We start from the raw sequence: 23,631 nt of genomic DNA, 5'->3' as shown, positions 1-23,631 counted from the left end.
ACAATAAGTGTCCGATAATGAACAGTTTTAAAATTAATAAAATGATTTTTAATCACATTTCCAAGCAGTTATAAGATTATAAATCTCTGGCACTTGCATTGTGTATTGTTCTGTAAATAAATTAGTTATCTAAAATATGGATACGAAAATAGTAAAAAATAAATCGAAACTGAAATTAGTATTAATTGTCTTTGCTTCTGCTTTAGCTGTTTCACTCTTTGGATGGTATTTTCTTAATCAGAAAAAAACTTATAATGTGAAGTTAGATGACCTTACGATTGATGGAGTAACCAAAGGAAAGTTTGAAGATATGCTTATGGTAACTGCGCAAACACAATCTCTAAATTCGTCGATGGTGAATGTGGTGGAAGGTGGCGCTGTAAAAGAAATTTTTGCAGAAGATGGACAAATGGTAACGAAAGGACAACCGATTGCCAGAGTTTACAATCCGAATACAGAATTTAATTATCTGAATCAGGAAACAGGAATTATGCAGCAGATCAGTCAAATGAGAAGCTCCCTTTTAGAATTGAAGAATCAGGAATTTACTCAGGATAAAGAATTATTACAAGCTCAAAACGATTATAATACGGCTTTGCAATCCTTCAACCTTCAGAAAAGATTATATGAAGCAGAAATTGGTAAGAAAACAGATTATGATGTCACTCTTCAAAATCTAACTTACCAGAAACAGAGAAAACAAATTGTTGAAAAAGGTGCAAGTAGTGAAAGAACATCCCGAAATTCCCAGTTTTCAGCCATTAATAATTCCATCAATCAAATGGAGAAAAGTTTAAATATTTTACGTTCTAACAAAAATAATTTCCTCATTATGGCGCCCGTTTCCGGAAGATTATCTTCGTTTACTATTTCTTTGGGACAAAATCTGACGAGTGGTGAAAGCATCGGAAAAGTAGATTTAATGGGTGGTTACAAACTTATTGCAAAAGTAGATGAATATTACATCAACAAACTGCAGAACGGTATTAAAGGTAGTCTGGAAAATAATGCCAAACAATTCGAAGTGATTATTACCAAAATTCTGCCCGAAGTGAAAGAAGGTCAGTTTTCTATAGAACTCAATTTCATTGAAGCAAAGCCTGAAAATCTTAAAATAGGGATGACTTTCGGTGTTAAATTAAAACTTTCTGCAGACACTCAAAGTATGATGATCCCGAAAGGTAACTTCTACAAAGATACCAACGGAAAATGGATATATGTAGTGAAAAACAATAAAGCCGAAAAAAGAGAAATCATTCTTGGACGAGAAAATCCGATGTATTATGAAGTCGTTTCCGGACTGAAACCAGGCGAAAAGATCATCACATCTGATTATTCAGAAATCAAAAAATATGAAATCATTAACATTAATAAGTAGAAATATGAAAAACTTGATTCTTTTGGTGATGTGCTTCTTTTCCAGTGTCATCAATTCGCAAAGTCAGGAAAAGAAATCACCTGAATTAGAATGGATTATTTCCTTTAAAAATAATCACGTCGTTTTTGAATGTGCTAAAGGTTGCAATTATTCGTATCTAAGTTTTAATGCTGACAGAAAAGTAATCCTTAATGAAAATACAACGGTAAATCTGGAAAAAAATCCGGAAGAAAGAAATGATTCTAATTTTTTGGTTCAATATTCCAAAAGCGGAAACGTAATTCATCTGGAGGGAATAAAAGGAGTAGCATGGGAAAATATTACTTTACTCAAAGATTTAAATTTAAAATACTGCATTGACCAAACTGGTCTAATTAAAAAAATAACCACTTAAAAAAGAAATACAATGATCACCATAGAAAACCTTTCCAAAGTTTATAAAACCGAAGATGTACAAACCAACGCGCTTAACAAAGTCAATTTAAGCATAAAAGAAGGCGAATTTGTTGCCATTATGGGACCGTCTGGGTGTGGAAAATCTACCTTTCTTAATATTTTAGGATTGTTGGATAGCGCTTCTTCCGGTTCTTACAAATTCGGAGAAACTGAAACGCTTGGTCTTAATGAGCGAAAAAAATCGGAACTCAGAAAACAGAACATTGGATTTATCTTCCAGAATTTCAATCTCATTGATGAACTCACGGTTTTTGAAAATATTGAACTGCCTTTAATTTACAACGGCGTTTCTTCCGCGGAACGAAGACAAAGAGTAGAGGAGATCATGGAAAAAATCAACATTGGGCACCGTGCAAGACATTATCCACAACAACTTTCCGGGGGTCAACAACAAAGAGCTGCGGTTGCAAGAGCTTTGGTAACGAAACCAAAACTGATTCTTGCCGATGAACCAACAGGAAATCTAGACAGTTCTAACGGAAATGAGGTGATGAATCTTTTGGCAGAACTTCATAGAGAAGGTTCTACGATTGCGATGGTAACGCATTCCTCTTATGACGCAGGTTACGCCTCTAAAATAGTGACCATGAAAGATGGAGAAATCTTTAGCGAAGAACATTCTTCGCAAAGAAAAGATGTATTCGAAAAAGCAGATTCTAAGAATTTTGAGTAGTCAAATTCCATAAAAAAGAACATTCATTCAACTATTTTTTAATTGTTCTCAGGGATTCGGAAAAGTTCTGTTTCTCTGAGGTTTTTTTCAATCGTTTATCCATTATAAACTACCAACTATGCTCAACAACTGGCTCAAAATCGCTTTTATTAATTATAAAAAAAACTGGCTTTCTACCCTTATTAATCTTTTTGGATTAACGATCGGATTAACCGGATTTATGCTCATCTTAATGCATTGGAATGATGAAGAATCCTACGAAAAATGGAATCCGAAGAAAGATCAGATCTATGCTTTTCAATCCTATTTTAAACCAGACAATACGTACGGAAATAATATTTCTATTCCTGTAGTAAGACGCGCAAAAGAAGTAGTGCCAGAAGTTGAAGATTATGTTTTGTTTAATGGTTCCGGAATCGGTTTAAAAATGACAACCAAAAATAAAACAGTTTATCAGAAAGAAGGAATGACGGCTACTGAAAGTTTCTTTAATTTTTTTCCCTTTAAACTGGTTGCCGGGAGTTACAAAAATGCGTTGAAGGGTGAAGGTGTAATTGTTTTATCTACCACTGCAGCCAAAAATTTATTCGGCAAAACCAATGTTGCCGGAGAAAGTGTGAAATTTAATAATAAAAATTACGTCGTAACTGCGGTTTATGAATTACCTAATGAAAACAGCCAGATAAAACCAGATTTCATCATCAATCCGGTTGAGCAAATTAAAAATGACGAAAAAAACTGGGGGAACTTTAACTATGGTTGTTTTTTTATGCTTAAAAAAGGAACAGATCCCATCGTGATACAACAAAAATTAATGAAGGATATTTTTGAATACAGAGCAAAAATAGATGGTAAAGAATCGGGATTGAATGTACAGCAATATTTAGATCTTTATGGTCCAACAGACAGTTTGCTAACTCCATTAGACAAAATAAAACTACATGCGAAAGCTTCTTGGTTCGGAAACGGAGATTTCCAAACCATGATGATTTTGTTTATCCTTTCGGTTTTAATTGTGGTTTTATCGGCCATTAATTTCATCAACCTGAAAACCGCTCAAGCTTCCCAACGTGCGAAAGAAATTGGAGTACGAAAAGCCATTGGAAGCACTAAATTCAGTTTGGTTCTTCAATTTTTACTGGAAACCTTTATGATCTGTATCGCTTCTTATTTGTTATCGCTGGCTTTGGCGGAATTGCTTTTACCCAGTTTCAATAAATTCTATGACAAAGAAATAAAGATGAATGATTGGCATATTTATTTTTATTCTTTTGCGATGGTCATTCTGGTCACCTTAATTTCTGGATTAATTCCCGCCCTGTATCTTTCTAATTTTAAAGCAATCGAAACTTTGAAAGGAAATTTTGCCCGAAGCAAACATGGAGTTTGGCTCAGAAACGGAATTCTTACGCTGCAATTAATTATTTCATCCTTCTTCATCATTGGTGGTTTAATCGTGAATAGCCAGGTGAAATATATGATGAACAAAGATTTAGGGTATAGCGGAAAACAGGTGATGATGATTCTTTTTAATGAAGAAACTCCAAAACCATGGTTAAAATATGAACGTTTAAAAACTGAAATGAAAAAGATTCAGGGTGTTGCTGATGTTTCATATGGTGAAGCAGTACCAGGAAGCGGCAGATACAGCAGTTCTAATATGGATTATAAGGATAAAAGTATTCAGGGTCAGCATGGATCGATGGATTATAATTATCTACAGTTTATGAATGTGAAACTGAAACAGGGTCGGTGGTTAAATCCTAATCTCGCTTCAGATACAATTAACAACGCTTTAGTCAATGAAGCTTTCGTAAGAAAATTTGGATGGAAGGATAATGATGCAGTGGGGAAAAAGATCCGTCCTGGATTCGACACCAAAGATTATAATATTGTGGGTGTTATAAAGGATTTCAATATCTGGAATCCGAAAAGCGCTGTAGATCCTATCATATTTTTTCATTACAAAGAAACAGAGTGGAAACGTTTCAATGTTTATAACATTCAGGTAAAAATAAAACCAGATGATATTGAGGGAACTGTAAAGAGGATCAAAAACTATTGGCAAACTAACGTGGAGTCAGGATATCCTTTTGATTACTATTTTATCGATCAGAAATTTGCAAAAACATTTGAAAAGTATCAGAAACAGCAAATTTTATTTACAATCCTGAATGCCATGGTTTTAATTGTTGCTTTGCTCGGACTTTTCGCTTTGTCCTCTTTAATGATCGAGCAGAAACTAAGAGATGTTGCGATTAGAAAAACATTAGGAGCCTCCGACAAAACCTTGATTTTTGGCTTAACTAAACAGTTTTTGTGGATCACTTTAATTGCCGTTCTCCTCAGTTTTCCTCTCAGTTATTATCTGATGAATGAATGGCTGAAAGATTTCGCTTACCGAATAGATATGCCGGTTTGGCCTTATATTTTGAGTCTTTTTAGTTTGCTTTTTTTAACATTCGCGGTTGTTAGTATTAAAGCATATCAAGCTACCAAAGTAAATCTCATTAAATACCTAAAATACGAGTAAATTATGTTGATGGTTGTCAGTTTTTAGTTGTTAGAAATATCAAAAGCCCTCAACCAAAAACCTCAACATACAACGATCAACCAATACCTATCATGAAGAATCTCTTTTTTATATTGTTAATCAATTTTTTATCGGCTCAGCAAAGTTGGACGCTTCAAAAAAGTCTTGATTATGCGGCGACTCATCATCCGCTAGTCAAACAGGCGACGGTAAATATTCAGAAAAATGACCGGCAGATCTCTGCGGCAAAAGGAATGTTACTTCCCTCTGCAGAAGCGGGAGTCAATCATAATTACAATTTCGGATTAGGCATTAATCAAAGCAATAATCAGCGGGAAGCAGTTAATACACAGTACGATCAGGTTTTTGCACAAGCCAATTTGGAACTTCTGAACTGGCGCAATTACCTCAATATTTCTTTATCAAAAATTAATAGAGAAAGTTCAACTTTCAAATTGAAACAAGTCCAGAATGAAGTCAAACTAAACGTAATTAATCTTTTTTTCAACTACCAGAATAGTAAAAGCTGGCTGGACGTTCTGGAAACTCAGATCTCCGGAATCGAAGGTCAGATTAAACGTACCGAGAAAGAAGTGGAAATAGGGAACAGACCCAAAAGTGATGTTTATGACATCAAAGCAAATCTTGGGACTTTACAGGAGCAATGGGTTAGTGCAAAGAATACGCGTGATCTTTCTAAGATAAATTTGTTAAATGCACTTGCCATTACCAAAGACTCTTTAGAATTTCAGAAGAGTGAAGAAAACCTTACAGATGCCAATTTTAATGATCCCGATTTGGTAAAAAGTCTTTTAGAAAAAAATCCTGCTTACAAAACAGTGGATTCCGAAATAAATGCTGCAGAAAAGAACATCAGTCTCGCAAAATCGGCGTATCTACCCGTCATTGTCGGTTCTTATACATGGTCCAGTTTTTACAGCAAAACCTTAGGGGAAACTGCAGATCAATTATCGGATCAGTTTCAAAGAAATAAAAGTCAACAGGTTGGTTTTGGACTTTCTGTTCCGATTTTCAATAAACTGCAGGTTAAAAATACCGTAGAAATTGCAAAACTTAATGTAATTAATTACAATTATGAGAAATTACTCATCATTAATAATTTGACACAAAGCCTGAATTCCATCAAAGTACAGTTCCAAAATGCGGAAGAAAAATATACGTTACTCCAAGCCAATTTTGAAAACCAAAAATTATCTTTCCAAAAATCTGAAGAAAAATACAAGGAAGGATTAATGGATGCCTATACTTTTTTTATCGTTAGAAACAACTGGCTACAGGCGAATTACAATATCATCAACAGTAAAAATGAAGTTATGCAACAGACGGAATTATTAAAAGTTCTGAAGGCGGATTGATGATAAGCGAATTACGAAGAAGCGCGAGGTTAAGATTGTAATTTGTAAAATAAGTTTAAATGTAAAAACTTACCCATTATTATAGGAAGTTTAATTGATTTACTTATGTGCTACATGACTGCTAAGCATATATATGAAAAAGAATAATGTATTTAAAGAACAATTTTTACTATTTAATAATGAAAATAGTAAAAATTGACCTCTAAACTCTATTATTTATTATAGCTGTTTATAGAAATTAAGCATGTGAACTCAACATATTCTTAGGATCTAAGATCTCATCTAACTTTTCTTTGGTTAGAATATTTTGCTCCAAGACTAAATCATAGACGGTTTTTCCTGTTTCCATCGCTTCCTGAGCAATTTTTGTACTTGCTTTATACCCGATGTACGGATTAAGTGCAGTTACAATACCAATACTATTCATCACTAAATTTTTGCAAACTTCTCGATTTGCGGTGATTCCTTCAACACATTTACTTCGCAAAGTATCCATTGCTCTTTGTAAGTAAATCATTGATTCAACGATAGACGCACAAAGTACCGGTTCCATTACGTTTAATTGCAATTGACCTGCTTCTGCTGCGAAAGTTACGGTTAAATCATTGCCGATTACTTTATAACAAACCTGGTTAACTACTTCAGGAATAACAGGATTTACTTTACCCGGCATGATTGAAGATCCTGGTTGCATTTTCGGTAGATTGATCTCATTAAGACCCGCTCTTGGTCCGGAAGATAACAATCTTAAATCGTTACAGATTTTGGAAAGTTTAACTGCCAAACGTTTAAGTGCCGAAGAATAAATAACGTAAGAACCTGTATCTGGTGTAGCTTCTACAAGATTCGGAGCAGAGATGAATGCCTCGCCAGTAAGATTCGCCAGTGTTTCTGCGCAAAGTTTAGGATAACCTTTAGGTGCATTGATGCCAGTTCCAATTGCAGTACCGCCCATATTTATTTCTAAAAATAAATTAGAAATATTATTCAACAAGGTAATTTCTTCATCTAAAGTAGCAGCAAAAGCTTCAAATTCTTGACCTAAAGTCATTGGTACTGCATCTTGCAACTGAGTTCGACCCATTTTGATAACGTCACTGAACTCTTTTCCTTTTTTTCGAAAAGCATTATTTAGATCTGCTAAATGATCCACCAAAATATGATTCATCATGATAATGGTGAGTCTTACAGTGGTCGGATAAACATCGTTGGTTGACTGCGATAGATTCAAATGATCATTGGGATAACAATGTTGGTAATCGCCTTTTTCGAAGCCCATTATTTCTAAAGCTCGGTTTGCTAATACCTCATTCGCATTCATATTAACCGAAGTTCCTGCGCCACCCTGAATCATATCAACAGGGAACTGATCGTGGAACTTACCGTCAATAATTTCTTGACACGCCTGATAAATTGCTTCTGCCATTTTATCATCTAAAAGACCCATTTCATGATTGGTTTTTGCTGCTGCAAGTTTTACATAAGCAATCGCTTTAACAAACTCTGGGTATTCACCCATTTTATTTCCTGTGATGTAGAAATTATCTACAGCACGTTGTGTTTGTACTCCATAATAAGCATCGATAGGGACTTTCAATTCTCCGAGTAAATCGGATTCTATTCTATAATTTTTCATTGTAATATATTTTAAAGAAATCATTAATTTTAAAGAAGCGGAAAGAATTTAAGGTCATTCTTTCCTGCTTCTTAAAGGGTGTTTTAGCTTAATAAGCTTTTATTCTGTACATTAATCCAAGACTAACCCGGTTGGTATTATAATCCTTTAGAGAAGGAAGGGAATTTGAAAACTCATACTTTCTTCCGATATAGGCTAAGAAGACTTTTAGATCCTGATCTTTGAACGGCATATATTCTACACCGCCAAAATAACCGTAGGCTTTTCTAAAATTGTCATTATAATTCGGTACATTTTTCACAGAGGTAGTTTCGTACAAACCTTTGGCAAAAATATTCCACTTTGGTACTGGTTGATAATCCGCTTTTAAAATGAAAGTATTAGAAGTCACATTTTCAAAAATTTTCTGATCATGCAAAGCCAAGTAATCAGCGCCGTCTGTCGTGGCGTAACCCAATCGGTCAATATCTTCATCTGCTCTCATATAATCGAAAGCCAGTTGAAACTGATTGAGGTTGACTTTATTTCCCAACGTGATCATTTTAGAATATTTATTTTTTGCTTGAGTCTGTACTCCGTAAGCCCATCTTGTCTGGAACCGGTTGTTCAAGAAACTACCATTCCAGTTGAGGATATACGTTAACGGACTGGTGGAAGCCTCGATTCCCTGTGAAGATAAATCACCATATATATCTTCTAATTTTGAATTCCGGCTATCGGTAATCTGTAATTGTAGTTCCTGATCTTTGGTAGCTTGATAAATAAAGTTGGCTCCTAACATGAAGTTATCCATATTTTCTATAAAATCTGAATATTCATAGATGTTCATTGGATTGGTATCAAATTCAAAACCACCCCAAGCTTGACATTGTTTACCGGCTACGATGGTAAATTTATCTGTGGCTTTGTATCCTACATACATAATGTCTGTAGCTTTTGCAAGATTATCTAAAGTTTGTGCATTCGTTGCTTTGTTCAAACGGTGACGGAATCGGTAGAATATTTTGTCGCTAAGATTACCCTTAATTTCAAGACGCAACTGTCTTGCTTTAAAACCCAATTCGGTATCCTGACCTGTTGTCGCAACTGCATCAAAACTTGATTGAAAATTAAAGAATATATTAAGTTGTTCATTATGTTTCTCCAAGTACGAAATCTTAGCTTCAGCAGGAGTGGTGGTCGGATTTTGTTGCGCATAAATACCTAAAGAGAAAACGCAGGCAGCTAAGGTTGTGATATATTTTTTCATTACTAATAGATTTTGTTTAACTACGAATCTTTATCATTAATACTCATTGAAATACTGCTGAATTTGTTTCCAATCTTTAGTTTTTGTTAAAGAAAGCATCAATAGAATTCGAGCTTTTTGTGGATTAAGAGTTTGTGAGGCAACGAAATTATATTTTGCATCATCAATCTCAGCATCAAGAGTGGTGGCACCAGTAGGAACTCTGGAAGAACGAACGATCTGAATTCCGTTTTTCTGAGCTTCAATAGCTAAATCCAAAATAGTGTGATAGAAATTTCCATTACCAACTCCCGCATGTACGATCCCATCAAACTTTGCGTTCATGAAAGCTTTCATTGGTAAGTCAGAAACATTTGAGTAGCTGTATATGATACCAACTTTTGGTAATTCGTTCAATTTATCTACATTAAATACAGATTGGTAAGTATGTTTATTTCCTGGCGTTCTGTTGAAGAAGACTTTACCATTATGAATATATGCAAGCGAGCCAAAATTCCCTCCTTTAAAAGTTCCTACTTCCAAGGTATTTGTTTTTACTACATCTTTAGCATCTAGTACGATTTCATTCATGGCAACCATTACTCCTCTGCCTTTAGCTTCAGGACTTGCGGCAACTACTACGGCATTATACAAATTCAAAGGTCCATCTGCGCTCATTGCAGTTGCAGGACGCATTGAACCAACTAATACAACCGGTTTTTGGCTATGAACAGTTAAGTTTAGAAAGTAAGCAGTTTCTTCCATGGTGTCTGTACCATGAGTAATCACGACACCGTCGTAACCTTCTTCATTCAATAATACATTGATTCGTTTTGCGAGTTTCAACCAAACGTCGTCATTCATGTCCTGTGAACCAATTTTCACGAGTTGTTCTCCACTTACATTAGCTACCGTTTTTACTTCCGGAACCGCTTGTAAGAGTTGATAGATTCCTAATTCACCGGCTTTGTAATTAGATTCGGTTGCAGATTTGCTAACTCCAGCGATTGTACCGCCTGTAGCAATAATTCTGATCTTCGCATTTTGAGCGGAAATAGTCGCAGAAATAGTCATTAAGACTGCGAAAATTAAGTTTGTCATTGTTTTCATAATAATGAATTTTTAAAATTTATAAATTGTTTTTATTTTTAATTACATAAAACTGATAATGAGATAACCTACTCCAATCGCCACGATGGTTGAGACAAAACCGGGTATTTGAAAGGAGTGATTGATGACGTATTTTCCAATTCTAGTCGTTCCTGTTCTATCGAAGTTAATTGCCGCCACCACTGTTGGATAATTTGGGAGAAAGAAATAACCATTAACCGCTGGGAACATTGCTACTAAAGCCATCGGAGAAATTCCCAATGCTAAACCTAGAGGATAAAGCGTTCGCACTGTAGCAGCTTGACTAAACAGTAAGATGGACATTACAAATAAAGCAAGTGCAAATAGGAAAGGATAAGCAGTTACTAAAGTTTGAATATTGTCTTTGAAAAAAGCAAGATTTCCGTTGAAGAAAGTATCGCCCATCCAGGCAATTCCAAATATTGCAATTACTGCTTGCATGCCCGCAATAAAAATACTTCCGTTTACCGCTTTTGTGACGTCTGCTTTAGCAAAAATGAGAATTAATCCAGCGGTTGACATCATAATAATTTGTATGATTTGTGCCATCGTAACATTTACTATTGCGCCATCAACTAGGAATGAAGGTCGCAAAGAAGGTATAGAACCAAAAAGGACTACAGAAAAAACACCCATTAAAAAAAGAACAACAGCGATTAGCGGTCCGTGATTTCCTTTTTTAGCGGTGGTAACCGTCATCTCATCGTGGGTTATTAAACCTTCTTGTAGTCTTTTTAAATAAATAGGATCTTTTTCTAAATCGACTCCTATAAAATTAACAACGAATGCTGCACAGAGAACACCAATGATCGTGGCTGGAACGCAGACCATTAAAATATCAATCATTTCTACTCCTTGACCTCCTAAGAGACTTGTACTCAATAAAGCAGCAGTTGCAGCAGAAATCGGACTTGCCGTGATTGCTTGCTGAGAAGCAATAACTGAAACACTTAGTGGGCGTTCTGGACGAACTTTACTCTCTGTTGCGATCTCTGCAATGATTGGTAATAAAGAATAAGCAATATGTCCGGTTCCTGCCAGGAAGGTAAAAACATAACATACTATTGGAGCAAGAAAAGTAATTGATCCTGGGTTTTTTCTGAGGATTTTTTCAGCCACTTTTACCAGATATTCCAATCCACCGGCTGCTTGTAAGGAAGAAGCTGCAGTAATTACCGCAACAATCATTAACATCACTTCTATTGGTGCATTTCCGGGAGGCAACTTAAATATAAATACCAAAATAGACATTCCCAACATCCCAAATATTCCCAATCCGATACCTCCTACTTTCGCACCAACAAAGATTGCGGCCAAAACAACTAAGAGTTCTAAATATACTGCGTATTCCATGAGTCGAATTTTATGATGTAAAGGTCGACAGGAATCAAATTATTTTCTAATTTTTTGGTATGACGTATTTTGCAGTTGGTCGTTAATTTTATCACGATGAAATGTGAACAATTACTTAAATGATTTAATTCACCCTATTATTTTAAGAATAACTACCATATAATAAGTACATTGCTAAAAAGTAAATTCTATGACCATACCCGAAGATTATGTATACAATTCTTTTTTTACCAACTTAAGCGATCATGAAAGGGGCGTCCTTAATTCCAACGCTTCGCTGATGAAATTTGACCAGGAAGAGATGTTTATTAAAAACGAAAGCTTTTTGTTTTCTGTTTTTTACATTTATAAAGGACAGGTAAAAATAAAAGATCAGAAGAATCGGTTGTGTGACTTATATGGTGAAGGTGATTTTATTGGATTACGATTATTGTTCAAAGAAGAACCTATTTTTTTCTCTGCCTATGGGGTAAAAGGAACAGAGGTGATACAGTTTGAAAAAAATGTTTTTAAAAAGTTTGTATCCACAAATTCAACATTTCTTGTAGATGTTTATAATAAGTCAAGCGAAAATATAACTACCCTTGCAAGAAATCTCCTAAGTTATAAAATGCATAAAATAAATGGCGCACTCGCTGATTTTTTGTTGCATTATAACGAAAAAGACTGCTTAAATTTTTTGAAGCAAAAAGAAATTAGTGAAGTTTTAGGATATTCACGAGAGAATGTGTGTAAGTGCCTCAATGATTTTACACTTGCGGGATATATCGAATATAATGATGGTTGCATAAAATTGATCAATATTTCCGCATTACATAATTTAAAGCAGTTTGGATAAAATTTTGACGATCTTTATCGAAACGCGATGAATTATATTGCTACTTAAGTTACTTATACGAAGTAAGTAACGTAATTAGAGAGGTTCGAAAAAAAGCAATTAATATTTCTGTTAAAGCAAATATTTCTCCACCTATTTAAAATCATTTAAATTTAATAATTAAAAAGCTGTCAACTAATACAGCATAAAATATAAAATACCGGAAATTAATTTCCGGTATTTGTTCTTAAATAGTAGTAATTTTCTTTCTATTTTTTAATAAGTTTCGTACTCATTAATTTTTCATCGTTAACAACTGAATTCAAAATATATATTCCTTAACTCCAGTTTTTGTTTGGATTTTCAAATTTCCATTGCTGTTTTTTTGAAGAAGATTGGTCGTAAGAATAAACTTTTTTACTTTCCATAGAATACATCTCAAATTTAAATCTTTTGGCGCAGTGTTTATCTTTAGGTTTTTAGTTTTCTTAAAAGAATTTCCTAAAACCGTAGCTTACAACGCTGTTATTAGAAGTTATAATTCGAAGAATATAATTAACTAGTTTTCTTTTCCAAGATATTTTTCTATAATTTTTGAGGTGTCTCCTTTTTCTGCCAGTTCCAGTAAAGTACGGTTAATGTCGTATGTTAAAGGGCTTTCTTTTGGGAAAACAAATCCATAGCCTTGCTTATAATATTCAGCTTTGGCGATCTGCAGATCATCATCTTCATGATTCTGACTATAAAATAATAATTGCGGACGGTCATAAACAATTGCATCGACTTGTTTTTCATTGAGCATTTTGACCGCTTTATCTAAATTTTGTACTGGTTTTATGTTCACGTTATATTCCTTTAAAAAATCTACAGATGGCGAACCTGAAATCGTTGCTACTTTTTTTCCGTTCAACTGTTCAATATTTTTAATATCAATGGACTGAAAATTTGAAAAAGTTAAAACGCTCGCAATTCCTGCGACCATTGAAGTAGCAGAAATAATAGAAACGATCATCCACGTTCCGGCGATAATACGACCCGCTAAAGTTATCGGTGCTTTATCTCCATAACCCGTCGTACTCATCGTTACAATAGCTAACCACATTCCGGTTCCGATTCCTTTTACAGGTTGATCAGGGAATTGATCGGGCGACTCTTTGCGTTCTGCAAGCCAAAGCAATGTTCCTACAATAGTGAGAATAATGATAAAGATTCCGATCGCAATCAATAATTTAAAACTGAATAAAAGTTTGATCACATTCCAGAAGCTGAATTCTCCCTTTTTGTAAGCAATCGCTAAACTTGATTGGTAAAAAGGCTGTGAAAATTTAAAATTCTCTAATCTCTGAGAATTGATGGTTACCGGACCTACAACTATATCTACTTCGCCTTTTTTTAAAGCTTCTAATGCAAGATTAACTGTATTGTAATGTTGATAGGTGAATTTCCATTTCAAGTCACTTGCGATTTCTTTCCATAATGTGGCGGAAATACCTTGAGGTGTAGGATTTCCGGCTTCCATTATAACGAAAGGTGCGGTGCCAGAAATTCCAACTTTTAAATCGTCGGTTTTAAGCTGAACGGATTGTCCGTTTGCAAAAGAAGGAAACAGAATAGTGAAGTTGAAAAGTAAGAGTACAATAAATCTCATTATTATTTTTTGGTATTTACTAAAGAAATAATTAGATTTTAATAAATTTTCTTTTAAATGAAGAGATAAGCAATTTATCAATTTAAGGAAAATCTCTTTTGAAAAAATTAATTTTTGTAATGCTGGAAAATTCCAAAATCACTTGGGGTCCAGAACGCCGCTTTTTGTCCCGCCACAATTAAACCGTTATTTGTCCAGGTATTACAGGTATTCAGGAAACTGTAACTTCCTTTTGCATCATAAAAGGCATCGTTTTTTCCGTAAACAGCATCGGTTTTTATAAGAATTGGGTTTCCGTTTTTGTCGTGGTCAAATTTATTTTGAATAAAATCAATCAATGCCAAATATTGATCATGCGTCAACATGATTTTTTTACAGTCTTTTCCTTCTGTCATTTTATCGTAAAAAGTACAGTGCATCGCAGATTCATTCAGCCAAAAAGCTGCTTTAAATGCCGTAGAAACTTTCAAATCAGCCCAAGTTGGTGTATCAAGATAAAATCCTTTGTCGCCCCAACCGATAGATAAATAATTGAAATCTGTTCTTTTCGAAAGCGTGTTTTCAAAAGAAATTTCTTTGCTCCAGTCAATTTCTGCAGATTTAATAGGAACTACTAAATCGGTATGAACACCATTCGTCAAAATATAAGCGGTGATATTTTTGGGTTGTTGAACTTCTTTTGCAGGCACTTCAATATAAGGGATTAAAAAACCTAACAATACGTAAATTGCGATTAATCCGATGATGGCCCAAATTGTTTTAAGAATAACAAGGATAAATTTCTTCATTTTTCAAAAGTAATAAAATTTATTTACTCAAAAACTCAATATTTCTTTCTAATCCTGCAAACTTCGTTCTTTTTAAAGGGGATATTCGAAAGATTTCTGAGAATAATTCCTGTGTAAGTTCTTTCCAATCTTCTTTTTTGTAATTTTTTAGTATAGAATTGGGCTTAAATTTTTCCTGCTGATGAGGTGATGAAAACCGATTCCAGGGACAAACGTCCTGACAAATATCGCAACCAAACATCCAGTCTTCCATTTTGTCTGTAAAACCTGCGGGAATTTCATCTTTAAGTTCAATCGTTGCGTAGGAGATACATTTACTGCCATCAATAATTTTGTCAGACACAATGGCATCGGTCGGGCAAGCTTCAATACATTTTGTACAAGTTCCGCAATGATCAGTTGTTGCATGATCCTCCTGGAGATCGAGATCGCAAATGATTTCTGCCAAAAAATAAAAAGAGCCACTCTGTTTAGTGATGAGGTTTGCATTTTTTCCGACCCAGCCAATTCCAGATTTCCTGGCCCAGCTTCTTTCTAAAATCGGAGCTGAATCTGTAAAAACCCGACATTGAAAATCACCAATTTCATCCTTTAGTTCGGCAACCATTTCCTGCATGATCTCTTTAATGATTTCATGATAATCTTCCCCATAAGCATATTTAGAGATCTTAAAGGTATTGATAGTGGGCAGCTTTTCTTCCGGGAAATAATTATAAGAAAGTGAAATAACATATTTTGAACCTTCAACCAGAAGAGTAGGATCAAGTCTTTTATCAAAATGATTTTCCATGTAAGACATTTTTCCGTGGTAATCATTCTTCAGCCAATTTTCCAAAGCGACGGCGTCATTTTCTAAAAAACCTGCTTTAGAAATTCCACAATCTTGAAAACCAAACTTTTTTGCTTTGGCTTTAATAATTATTGAATATTTTTCTGCGTTTGAATTCATTTTTGATATTGCAAAACTAACATTATTTCATAAATTTGCTTCTAAGGATTTAGAATCTTAAAGTTTTACTTTCTAGAAATTTCCGGAATAAATAAATCTTAAAATAAAATAATTATGTCAATAGAAGAAGTACTAAAAGCAGGAAACTACCATTTGATAGATGTTCGCGAACCAATGGAACTTGAAATGGATGGCAGTATTGAGGAAGCACAAAATATTCCTTTAGGCGAAATTGAAGACAGAAAGCAGGAAGTGACCAATTTAGCAGGAAATAAAATTTTCTTTTGCAGAAGCGGAAACAGAAGCGGAAAAGCAGTTGAATATTTCAAATCGGAAGGAATGACCGATGTTTACAATGGAGGCGGTTATAATGACATGATGCAGCAGTTAGAAAATCTGTAATATCATTTCAACAATATTGAAGAGTCAAATTTTATAATTTGACTCTTTTTTTATGTTTTACTTAAAAAATAGAATACAAATTCGGTTAAACATTACATAAATATTTAAATGCTTGTTTAATTAATTGTGAAATTTATTTCGTTGATAACCAGATTGTTAACCGGTAAAAAGCTTTTTAAACGAAGCCTATTTTCGATTTTGGCACGATTTTGACAAGTAACCCTTCTGTAAAATTAAAAATTTAGATATTATGAAATCAATGAAGAAAACAATCCTTGCTTTAGGATTAATGACAGTAGGATTAGTAAGTGCTCAGAACTCTGACATGAGAAACATGCTAAAAGTTGGTATTAACGGAGGTTTAGCAGTTCCTGCAGAAAATGCTTCTGCAACTTTAGGTTTAGACCTTGCTTACCAGAACTTGGTAACTCCAGGTTTCGGTTTAGGGATTGCAACTGGTTATACTCATTTTTTTGGGAAAGATAACAATGGAATCAAAAATAATGATTTCGGTGTAGTTCCTGTAGCAGCCTTGATCAGAATTTATCCAAAACAAATGGGATTCTATTTAGGAACTGATATTGGTTACGGTTTTATCGTAGGTGATAAAAATGTTGCTTCTAACGATCTTGCAAATACACAAAGACCTGATGGTGGTTTTTATATCAAACCAGAAATAGGATACCACAACAAGGACTGGAATTTTGCAGTACAGTATCAAAAAACCTTCACAGGTGACAAAGGAGAGATTGGAAACCAAAAATACAGCGCAGGTTCTGTTGGTGTAGGTGTTGGTTACAATATTCCACTAGGAAAATAATTTCGTCAACAGCAATGTTTCGACGTCAATAACATAAAAACCTTCTTAAATATTTTAAGAAGGTTTTTTATTTTTTCCTATATTTTTTAAAAACAATTATTATCTTTGGTTATTAACATAAAAGAAATGGAGAACAGAAATAAATTCAAACTTTTTTTACCTGCGCTTTCGGCTGCCTGCAACGATAATATTTCGTTGATTTCGGCTGACATTCGCCGTGACCAGACTTTTGTGGCACTTTTTGTTACCCAAAATGGAAAAGTAGTTTCAAAAAGAGAGGATATTTACAAAACCCAAGAATTTAGCTCAATTTCAGAAATAATTAAACAGTTTGTCTCAGATAATTCACTTGCCAATATCAGCAAAATTGCAATAGCTGTTCCAGGTCCTGTTATTGGTGGTAGAAGTGAACCACCCCGTTTACCTTGGAAAGTTGATGCTGAAGAAATTAAAAGAAATACGCAAATTGAAAAGGTATATCTCATCAATGATTTGGAAGCTTCAGCGTATGGTTTAGGAAATGATGACGACAGTTATCTGACCCTTCATAATTCAGATGATTTTGCTGCGGGAAACGTAGCGCTTTTATCGCCAGGAGATGGTTTAGGTGAAGCCGGATTATTTTATGATGGCAATTCTCTACGCCCTTTCGCAACAGAAGGTGGTCACTGTGAATTTTCTCCCAGAACTACAGATGAGGTTGAGTTTTACCAGTTTCTTCAGAAAATTTATGGTATTGTAAGTTGGGAATCTGTTCTTTCAACTTCCGGATTATTCAATATTTACCGTTTTTTAAGAGACGTAAAGCAACAGAAACAACCCGATTGGCTAACTCAGGAAATTGAAGCAGGTAATTTTACGCAAGCTATTATTAATGGAGCTTTAGAACAAAGAGATCGTATCTGTAACATGACGATCGATACTTTCATTATCTTCCTCGCCAGAGAGGCAAACAGTTTGGTTTTGAAATTAAAAGCAACTGGTGGTTTGTTTTTAACGGGGGAAATACCAATTATGGTGGAGAAATTTTTGAATAATGACAAGTTCTATAAAAACTTTATCATCAGCGATAAAATGGATTCTTTATTAAAAGATATTCCCATTTATTTGGTTAAAGATAAGAATACGATCATCAATGGAGCGGCTGTTTACGCGGCTTTTTCAGAAGAGTAAAATCCTCAAATATAAATTTTAAACTTCAGCAATTGCTGGAGTTTTTTGGTTTAAATTTGCATGTTTTTAAAACGATTTTCAAAATGAAAAAATTACTTCCTTTTATTTTCCTCTTTTTTACTATCATACTTTTTGCACAGACTAAAAATGTGACTTCCTCAGAAATCCGCTGGAAAGGTTATAAAACGTTGAAAGCAGAAGCTCTGTCCCACAATGGCACCCTAAAACTGAAGTCGGGAAATCTCCTCGTGAAAGGCAGTGAAATCGCAGGCGGAAATTTTGTTATGGATATGACGTCTATGGATTCTGAAGATTTAAACGGTAATCCAAAACTGAAAAAGATGTTCGAGAATCATTTGAAAAGCGATGATTTTTTCGACGCTGCTAAATATCCGGTTTCCACCTATCAAATTAAATCGGTCAGAAAATTAAATGGAGGAGTTTTTAATTATCAAATTAATGGCGTTTTAACAATCAAAGGAATTTCTAAAAATGTGAATTTTCCCGCGAAAGTTTCTCAAATTAATGACGAAATAAAATTGACTTCTGCAAGATTTACATTTAACCGTAAAAGTTTTGGTTTAAATTATAATATTTTCGAAGATATGCTCATCAGTAATGATGTTGAAATGAATATTTCTATCGTCGCAAAGTAACTTCTTAACATACATCAATAGGTTCTTACTTTTATAAGTCTACTTTTGCTGCTAATTATTAAATGAAATTTAGCATGAAAAAATTAGTATTATTCGCTTTAGTAGCTGGAAATTTCGCATTCGGTCAAACCAAAAAAGTCGTAGGATCTCAAGTAAATTGGTGGGGTTATAAAATTGCAAAAACTGAAGCTTCTTCACATAATGGAACTGTAAATTTAAAATCTGGAAACATCGTGATGAAAGGAAATCAGGTTATTGGTGGAACATTCGTTTTAGATATGACTTCGCTTACTTCGACAGATTTGACGGGAGAATATCAAACAAAACTGAATAACCATTTGAAAACTGGTGATTTCTTCGAAGTTGAAAAACATCCAACCGCAAGTTATACGATCACTTCTTTGAAAAAAAATAACGACAAAGTATACAATTACATCGTTAACGGAAATCTTACGGTGAAAGGAAAAACAAATCCAGTTTCTTTCCCTGCAAAAATCGCGTACAGTAAAGGTGTCGTGAGTTTGGTTTCTAACAAATTTACTTTTGACAGACAAAAATTCGACATTGCTTATCGCTCACCGATGCAGGATGTTTTGGTAAAAGATGATATTGACATGTTGGTGAAAGTGACCGCAAAATAATTTTGAAATAGATGATCAAAAAGAGCAGTTTGTAATGCTCTTTTTTTATTTTTACAAAGTGAAATACTAGTAATTATTTAGTTTAGAAAAATTAAATTTTCACCGCTCTTGTTATGAATAACAAAATGAAATTATACGTCATAAGCGGACTTGGCGCCGACTTTACTGTTTTAGAAAGAATAAAGTTTCCCGAAAATTTAGAGGTTGTTTTTATTGACTGGCTGATTCCCACAAAAAAGGAAGATTTTTTTCATTATGTCGAAAGAATGGCTGAAAAGATCGATGTTTCTGAACCCTTTTCTTTACTTGGATATTCTTTTGGCGGAATTATTGTTCAGGAAATCGATAAGATAAAGCCAGCGGAAAAGATTGTTATTTTAGGAAGTATAAAATCTGACAAAGAGAAGTCTAGATTCATTAAATTAGGAGAGGTCACTAAAATTCCTAAATTTTTACCGGAAAGATTATTTAATTTGAATTCTTTAATGATGTATTCTGTTGCTCGAAAATTGGTTGATCCCAAAAATCCAAAATTGATGCAATATGTGAAAGTGACCGATCAATATTATTTAAAATGGTGTATCGATAAAGTATCTTCCTGGAAATTTGAAGAAAATCCGAAAGTCATTCAGATCTTGGGAAGTAAAGACATTGTTTTTCCGCCTAAATATTCGAAACCTGATTATATCGTGGAAGGTGGAACACATCTTTTTCCAGCGACAAAAGCTAAAGAAGTTTCCCGCATCTTAAAGGAGATTTTTGAGAAATAAATTTGCCTTTAGATCAGAATAATTTGAACTATTTTCCTTCTGAATGAAAAGTAATTGCGCTACTTTTACAATAATCGTAGTTTGATAGCATTCTTTTATTTATTTTAAAATTGATCATTAAAGCGATTTTTTTGGAACACTTAAAATTAAAGCCTAATTAAAATAGAATTATCTTTGCTTTTAATTATTTTAGGGATTAAACCCTATTTCTCATCAATTATCATGGAATCAATCAGTGTTTTTGAAATTATAAAAGTGGGAATCGGACCTTCAAGTTCTCATACAATGGGACCGTGGAATGCGGCAGAAAGTTTTATAAGGAAAATAAAAATAAATCATCAACTTCAAGATGTTAAAGAAGTTTTTGTGGAGTTTTTCGGCTCTCTCGCTAAAACAGGAATTGGTCACGGAACCGATATAGCCGGAATGCTCGGACTTTCGGGAGAAAATTTTAAATTAATAGATACCACAAAAATTGATGATAAAGTTGAAGCTATCAAATCTTCAAACCTTCTTAATCTGGGAGGTGAAAAAATAATTCCTTTCGTTTACGGCGAACATTTAATTTTAAATAAAAAGAAATCCTTAGACTTTCATCCAAATGGAATGATTTTCCGCGCTGTTTTCGAAAATGGTGAGGAACTTACACAGGATTATTACTCTTTAGGTGGCGGTTTTATTGCGACTCAAGAAGAAAATTCCTACGAAAACAACTGTATTCGAACACTTTACCCTTGTCACAGCGGCGCAGATGTCCGACGAAATATTGAAAGATTAGGTCTTGAAAAATTTTCAGATTTAATTTTCCTTAATGAAGAATCTTGGCGAACCAAAGAAGAGACTGAAAAAGAAGCACTTTACATTTGGACCCAAATAAAGGAGTGTATTTACAAAGGCGTTAATAAAGAAGGAATTCTTCCAGGAGGCTTAAACGTGACACGACGTGCTGCAGCTTGGAATACGAAACTTTTGGGAGACAAAATATATAAAAATATAGACGAGTGGTTTAAGCTTGTGGTAGATGCTGAAGAAAGTTTTACAACGATCAACAAATGGGTTTCCTGTTTCGCTCTTGCCGTGAATGAAGAAAACGCGAGTTTCGGTAGAATTATTACGGCACCGACAAATGGTGCAAGTGGCGTGATTCCGGCAGTTTTAATGTATGCGCAAGCTTTTACTGAGCATCAAAAGGATGAAGATATTATAAGATTCCTTTTGGTTGCAGGCGAAATTGGGACATTATTCAAAAAAAATGCAACCATTTCTGCTGCAATGGGTGGTTGTCAGGCAGAAATCGGCGTTTCCTCCGCAATGGCTGCAGCTGGCTTAACAGAAATTATGGGTGGAACTCCGGGACAGGTTCTCATGGCCGCAGAGATTGCAATGGAACATCATCTCGGAATGACTTGCGATCCAATCGGCGGTTTGGTTCAAATTCCGTGTATCGAAAGAAATTCTATGGGCGCCATCAAAGCCATTACTGCCGCAAATATTGCGATAGAATCTGATCCTAAAAAAGCAAAAGTATCGCTGGATCAAGTCATTCAAACCATGTGGGAAACTGCACAAGGCATGAGCGACCGTTTCAAAGAAACTTCAGAAGGTGGTTTAGCGATTGCCGTGAATGTTGCAGAATGTTAAATTAAATGCTCTAATAATGAGGAGCGAGAAGATTTTTGCGATTCCGAAAATGAGATCCGGCTCTCCACTATATCTTTTCATTTTTTTCGGAAAAAATAAAAAGGATGCCGTTTTGATCCGGGCTAAAATAAAGATTTTATAGAGATCGCTCTAAATTATATATATTTTCAATTAAGGAGTGCTTTTCTGCAAGAACATCATTATAATAAATTCCTGCGAACGTACCGGAGCTAACAACACACTTAAAATTACATTTCCCTCTTCAACATCTTTTAGTGTCATTGTTTTACCTAATCCACAATTTACAATATAGGAATCTGTTGGCGTCGCCCCAGGAAAAGCACCTTGATTAAAATAATTATGCAAATATATTTCTACCATATTGCTAATGTTTGCACAAACAGTTGCAGAGTCTCCATTCACAGCATATTCATTCAAATAAGCCTGAATATCGATCTGCACCGCACTAAAGAATCTTCTTGTAGGTATGTAACGCCACTCAGTATCGTTTCCATTTAAAGTTCTGCTTCCCCAAATTAAAATTCCCTGTTCCGAAAAATTTCGAACAGCGTTGATTGATTTTCCCGAAAGTGGATCAACATTTAAAAGTTCCTGATCTGCGGATGTTAAAGAGATCTCGGGTTTTATGATTTTATGCAGGGCAATATTTGCCGGAGCGTGCCAGATTCCTCTTAATTTATCACTTTGTAAAAAAGCACCAACTATCGCAGCACTTGGCGGTAAAGAGACATAAAATTGCCTCAAATAATCCTTATATTTTTTACAAAGTTCTGGATCACTATCTTTTAATGATGCTAAGAAATATTCTTGATTGTTTTTTTTAATTTTCAAAGCTTCGTCCTCGTAAGAATAAGCATTCGCCGTAACCAGATTTGGGAAAAATGCCGCACCGAACGAAAGCGAAGATGATTGCAGATTAACTCTGTAGCTTTCTATTGTTTTTATAAATTTTTTTGCAGAAGTTTTCGGAAGATCCAGAACGGTAAATGCTAAATTTTGTCTGCAGAAATCGAGGAGATTTTGTTGCAATAAATAAAAATGATCGTCCGCCAGATTTTGGTTTTCCGGAACAGCGATTAAAATGTTTCCCGAGTTGCTATTTAAAATTTCTAAACCAAGCAGAAAATCCTCCAAAACCAGAGATTCACCAAGATTTTTATAATTTCCTATTGAAATAATTTCACAACTTGATTTACCTTGGTCAAAAAATGATTGAATGGAGTAGTAGAGATTGTGCAGCGATTGTGAACCGTTAAAACGTACTGAAATTTTTTCTGAAACAGGTGTTGATTCATCGGTAATTTCAAGGTTGTTTTCTTTCTGTGGAAATCCAAAATAACTTTCGAATTCCTGAATTGAACTAACTTTTGTAGGAATATGAAAAAGATTTTCGTCTTTAAGATTTTGGTGTTTTTCAGTGTAACCAATAAAAACAGCAGTTATAGGAATGCTATTGATCGAATCGAGAAAAGGGCTCTCTTCCACGTAAATTCCCGGAGTTTTGTATTTAGCCATGCTTACTAATTTTAAGTAAAACTACT

Annotated in this window: 21 protein-coding genes; 13 read left to right on the top strand and 8 right to left on the bottom strand. The window is 34.4% G+C overall.

Annotated features, from left to right (window positions below; genetic code table 11):
- Positions 1-136: 136 nt before the first annotated feature.
- The 5 genes from OA86_RS09880 to OA86_RS09860 all read left to right on the top strand — a co-directional run bounded on the left by OA86_RS09880 (position 137) and on the right by OA86_RS09860 (position 6,416).
- On the top strand, positions 137-1,378 hold the full coding sequence (locus OA86_RS09880) for an efflux RND transporter periplasmic adaptor subunit (protein WP_039352401.1): 1,242 nt from the start codon (positions 137-139) through the stop codon (positions 1,376-1,378).
- Complete coding sequence (locus OA86_RS09875; protein ID WP_039352398.1) at positions 1,353-1,772, top strand: hypothetical protein; 420 nt, start codon at positions 1,353-1,355, stop codon at positions 1,770-1,772. The genes OA86_RS09880 and OA86_RS09875 overlap by 26 nt, the downstream gene beginning before the upstream one ends.
- A 12-nt stretch (positions 1,773-1,784) precedes the next feature.
- Complete coding sequence (locus OA86_RS09870) at positions 1,785-2,507, top strand: ABC transporter ATP-binding protein (RefSeq protein ID WP_039352395.1); 723 nt, start codon at positions 1,785-1,787, stop codon at positions 2,505-2,507.
- A gap of 118 nt (positions 2,508-2,625) precedes the next feature.
- Positions 2,626-5,040 carry an ABC transporter permease gene (locus OA86_RS09865; RefSeq protein WP_039352392.1) on the top strand — a complete coding sequence of 805 codons (2,415 nt, stop codon included), beginning with the start codon at positions 2,626-2,628 and terminating at the stop codon, positions 5,038-5,040.
- A 92-nt stretch (positions 5,041-5,132) separates the two neighbouring features.
- Positions 5,133-6,416 (top strand): TolC family protein, encoded by a 1,284-nt coding sequence (locus tag OA86_RS09860; RefSeq protein ID WP_039352389.1) that lies wholly within the window; start codon positions 5,133-5,135, stop codon positions 6,414-6,416.
- Positions 6,417-6,654: 238 nt separating this feature from the next.
- On the opposite strand, the gene aspA is transcribed toward OA86_RS09860, so the two are convergent.
- The 4 genes from aspA to OA86_RS09840 all read right to left on the bottom strand — a co-directional run bounded on the left by aspA (position 6,655) and on the right by OA86_RS09840 (position 11,764).
- A complete protein-coding gene (aspA, locus tag OA86_RS09855; RefSeq protein WP_039352553.1) occupies positions 6,655-8,052 on the bottom strand; it encodes an aspartate ammonia-lyase in 1,398 nt (465 codons plus the stop codon).
- Positions 8,053-8,140: 88 nt separating this feature from the next.
- Positions 8,141-9,301, bottom strand: coding sequence for a porin (locus OA86_RS09850; protein WP_039352386.1), 1,161 nt, complete (start codon positions 9,299-9,301; stop codon positions 8,141-8,143).
- A 36-nt stretch (positions 9,302-9,337) separates the two neighbouring features.
- Positions 9,338-10,381: an L-asparaginase 2 gene (ansB, locus tag OA86_RS09845; RefSeq protein WP_375600438.1), complete on the bottom strand. Its 1,044-nt coding sequence runs from the start codon at positions 10,379-10,381 to the stop codon at positions 9,338-9,340.
- A 51-nt stretch (positions 10,382-10,432) separates the two neighbouring features.
- Positions 10,433-11,764 (bottom strand): anaerobic C4-dicarboxylate transporter family protein, encoded by a 1,332-nt coding sequence (locus OA86_RS09840; RefSeq protein WP_039352380.1) that lies wholly within the window; start codon positions 11,762-11,764, stop codon positions 10,433-10,435.
- Positions 11,765-12,044: 280 nt separating this feature from the next.
- Between OA86_RS09840 and OA86_RS09835 the strand changes: the two genes are divergently transcribed.
- On the top strand, positions 12,045-12,602 hold the full coding sequence (locus OA86_RS09835) for a Crp/Fnr family transcriptional regulator (RefSeq protein WP_169743953.1): 558 nt from the start codon (positions 12,045-12,047) through the stop codon (positions 12,600-12,602).
- Between the two features lie 538 nt (positions 12,603-13,140).
- On the opposite strand, the gene OA86_RS09830 is transcribed toward OA86_RS09835, so the two are convergent.
- From OA86_RS09830 to queG, 3 genes are all read right to left on the bottom strand, one after another.
- Positions 13,141-14,229 (bottom strand): transporter substrate-binding domain-containing protein, encoded by a 1,089-nt coding sequence (locus OA86_RS09830; RefSeq protein ID WP_039352375.1) that lies wholly within the window; start codon positions 14,227-14,229, stop codon positions 13,141-13,143.
- Between the two features lie 107 nt (positions 14,230-14,336).
- Positions 14,337-15,017, bottom strand: coding sequence for a TIGR02117 family protein (locus OA86_RS09825; RefSeq protein WP_039352372.1), 681 nt, complete (start codon positions 15,015-15,017; stop codon positions 14,337-14,339).
- Positions 15,018-15,036: 19 nt separating this feature from the next.
- Positions 15,037-15,966 (bottom strand): tRNA epoxyqueuosine(34) reductase QueG, encoded by a 930-nt coding sequence (gene queG / locus OA86_RS09820; RefSeq protein WP_039352368.1) that lies wholly within the window; start codon positions 15,964-15,966, stop codon positions 15,037-15,039.
- A gap of 114 nt (positions 15,967-16,080) precedes the next feature.
- Here queG and OA86_RS09815 point away from each other — a divergent pair, with 114 nt between their 5' ends.
- From OA86_RS09815 to OA86_RS09785, 7 genes are all read left to right on the top strand, one after another.
- Entirely contained in the window at positions 16,081-16,368 is a 288-nt protein-coding gene (locus OA86_RS09815; protein ID WP_039352365.1) for a rhodanese-like domain-containing protein, read from the top strand.
- Positions 16,369-16,618: 250 nt separating this feature from the next.
- Complete coding sequence (locus OA86_RS09810; protein ID WP_039352362.1) at positions 16,619-17,188, top strand: hypothetical protein; 570 nt, start codon at positions 16,619-16,621, stop codon at positions 17,186-17,188.
- A 126-nt stretch (positions 17,189-17,314) separates the two neighbouring features.
- A complete protein-coding gene (locus OA86_RS09805) occupies positions 17,315-18,361 on the top strand; it encodes a glucokinase (RefSeq protein ID WP_039352357.1) in 1,047 nt (348 codons plus the stop codon).
- Positions 18,362-18,444: 83 nt separating this feature from the next.
- Positions 18,445-19,017, top strand: coding sequence for a YceI family protein (locus tag OA86_RS09800; RefSeq protein WP_039352550.1), 573 nt, complete (start codon positions 18,445-18,447; stop codon positions 19,015-19,017).
- A gap of 74 nt (positions 19,018-19,091) precedes the next feature.
- Positions 19,092-19,658 carry a YceI family protein gene (locus tag OA86_RS09795; protein ID WP_039352356.1) on the top strand — a complete coding sequence of 189 codons (567 nt, stop codon included), beginning with the start codon at positions 19,092-19,094 and terminating at the stop codon, positions 19,656-19,658.
- Positions 19,659-19,783: 125 nt separating this feature from the next.
- Complete coding sequence (locus OA86_RS09790) at positions 19,784-20,428, top strand: hypothetical protein (protein ID WP_039352547.1); 645 nt, start codon at positions 19,784-19,786, stop codon at positions 20,426-20,428.
- 222 nt (positions 20,429-20,650) lie between these two features.
- Positions 20,651-22,069, top strand: a complete 1,419-nt coding sequence (locus tag OA86_RS09785) for an L-serine ammonia-lyase (RefSeq protein WP_039352352.1) — start codon at positions 20,651-20,653, stop codon at positions 22,067-22,069.
- A gap of 171 nt (positions 22,070-22,240) precedes the next feature.
- Here OA86_RS09785 and OA86_RS09780 read toward each other — a convergent pair whose 3' ends face one another.
- On the bottom strand, positions 22,241-23,605 hold the full coding sequence (locus tag OA86_RS09780; RefSeq protein WP_039352349.1) for a phage tail sheath family protein: 1,365 nt from the start codon (positions 23,603-23,605) through the stop codon (positions 22,241-22,243).
- Positions 23,606-23,631: the final 26 nt, after the last annotated feature.

Source organism: Kaistella jeonii (assembly GCF_000812865.1).
GTDB classification, from domain to species: Bacteria; Bacteroidota; Bacteroidia; order Flavobacteriales; family Weeksellaceae; genus Kaistella; species Kaistella jeonii.
This window is presented reverse-complemented; position numbering and strand designations above follow the sequence as displayed.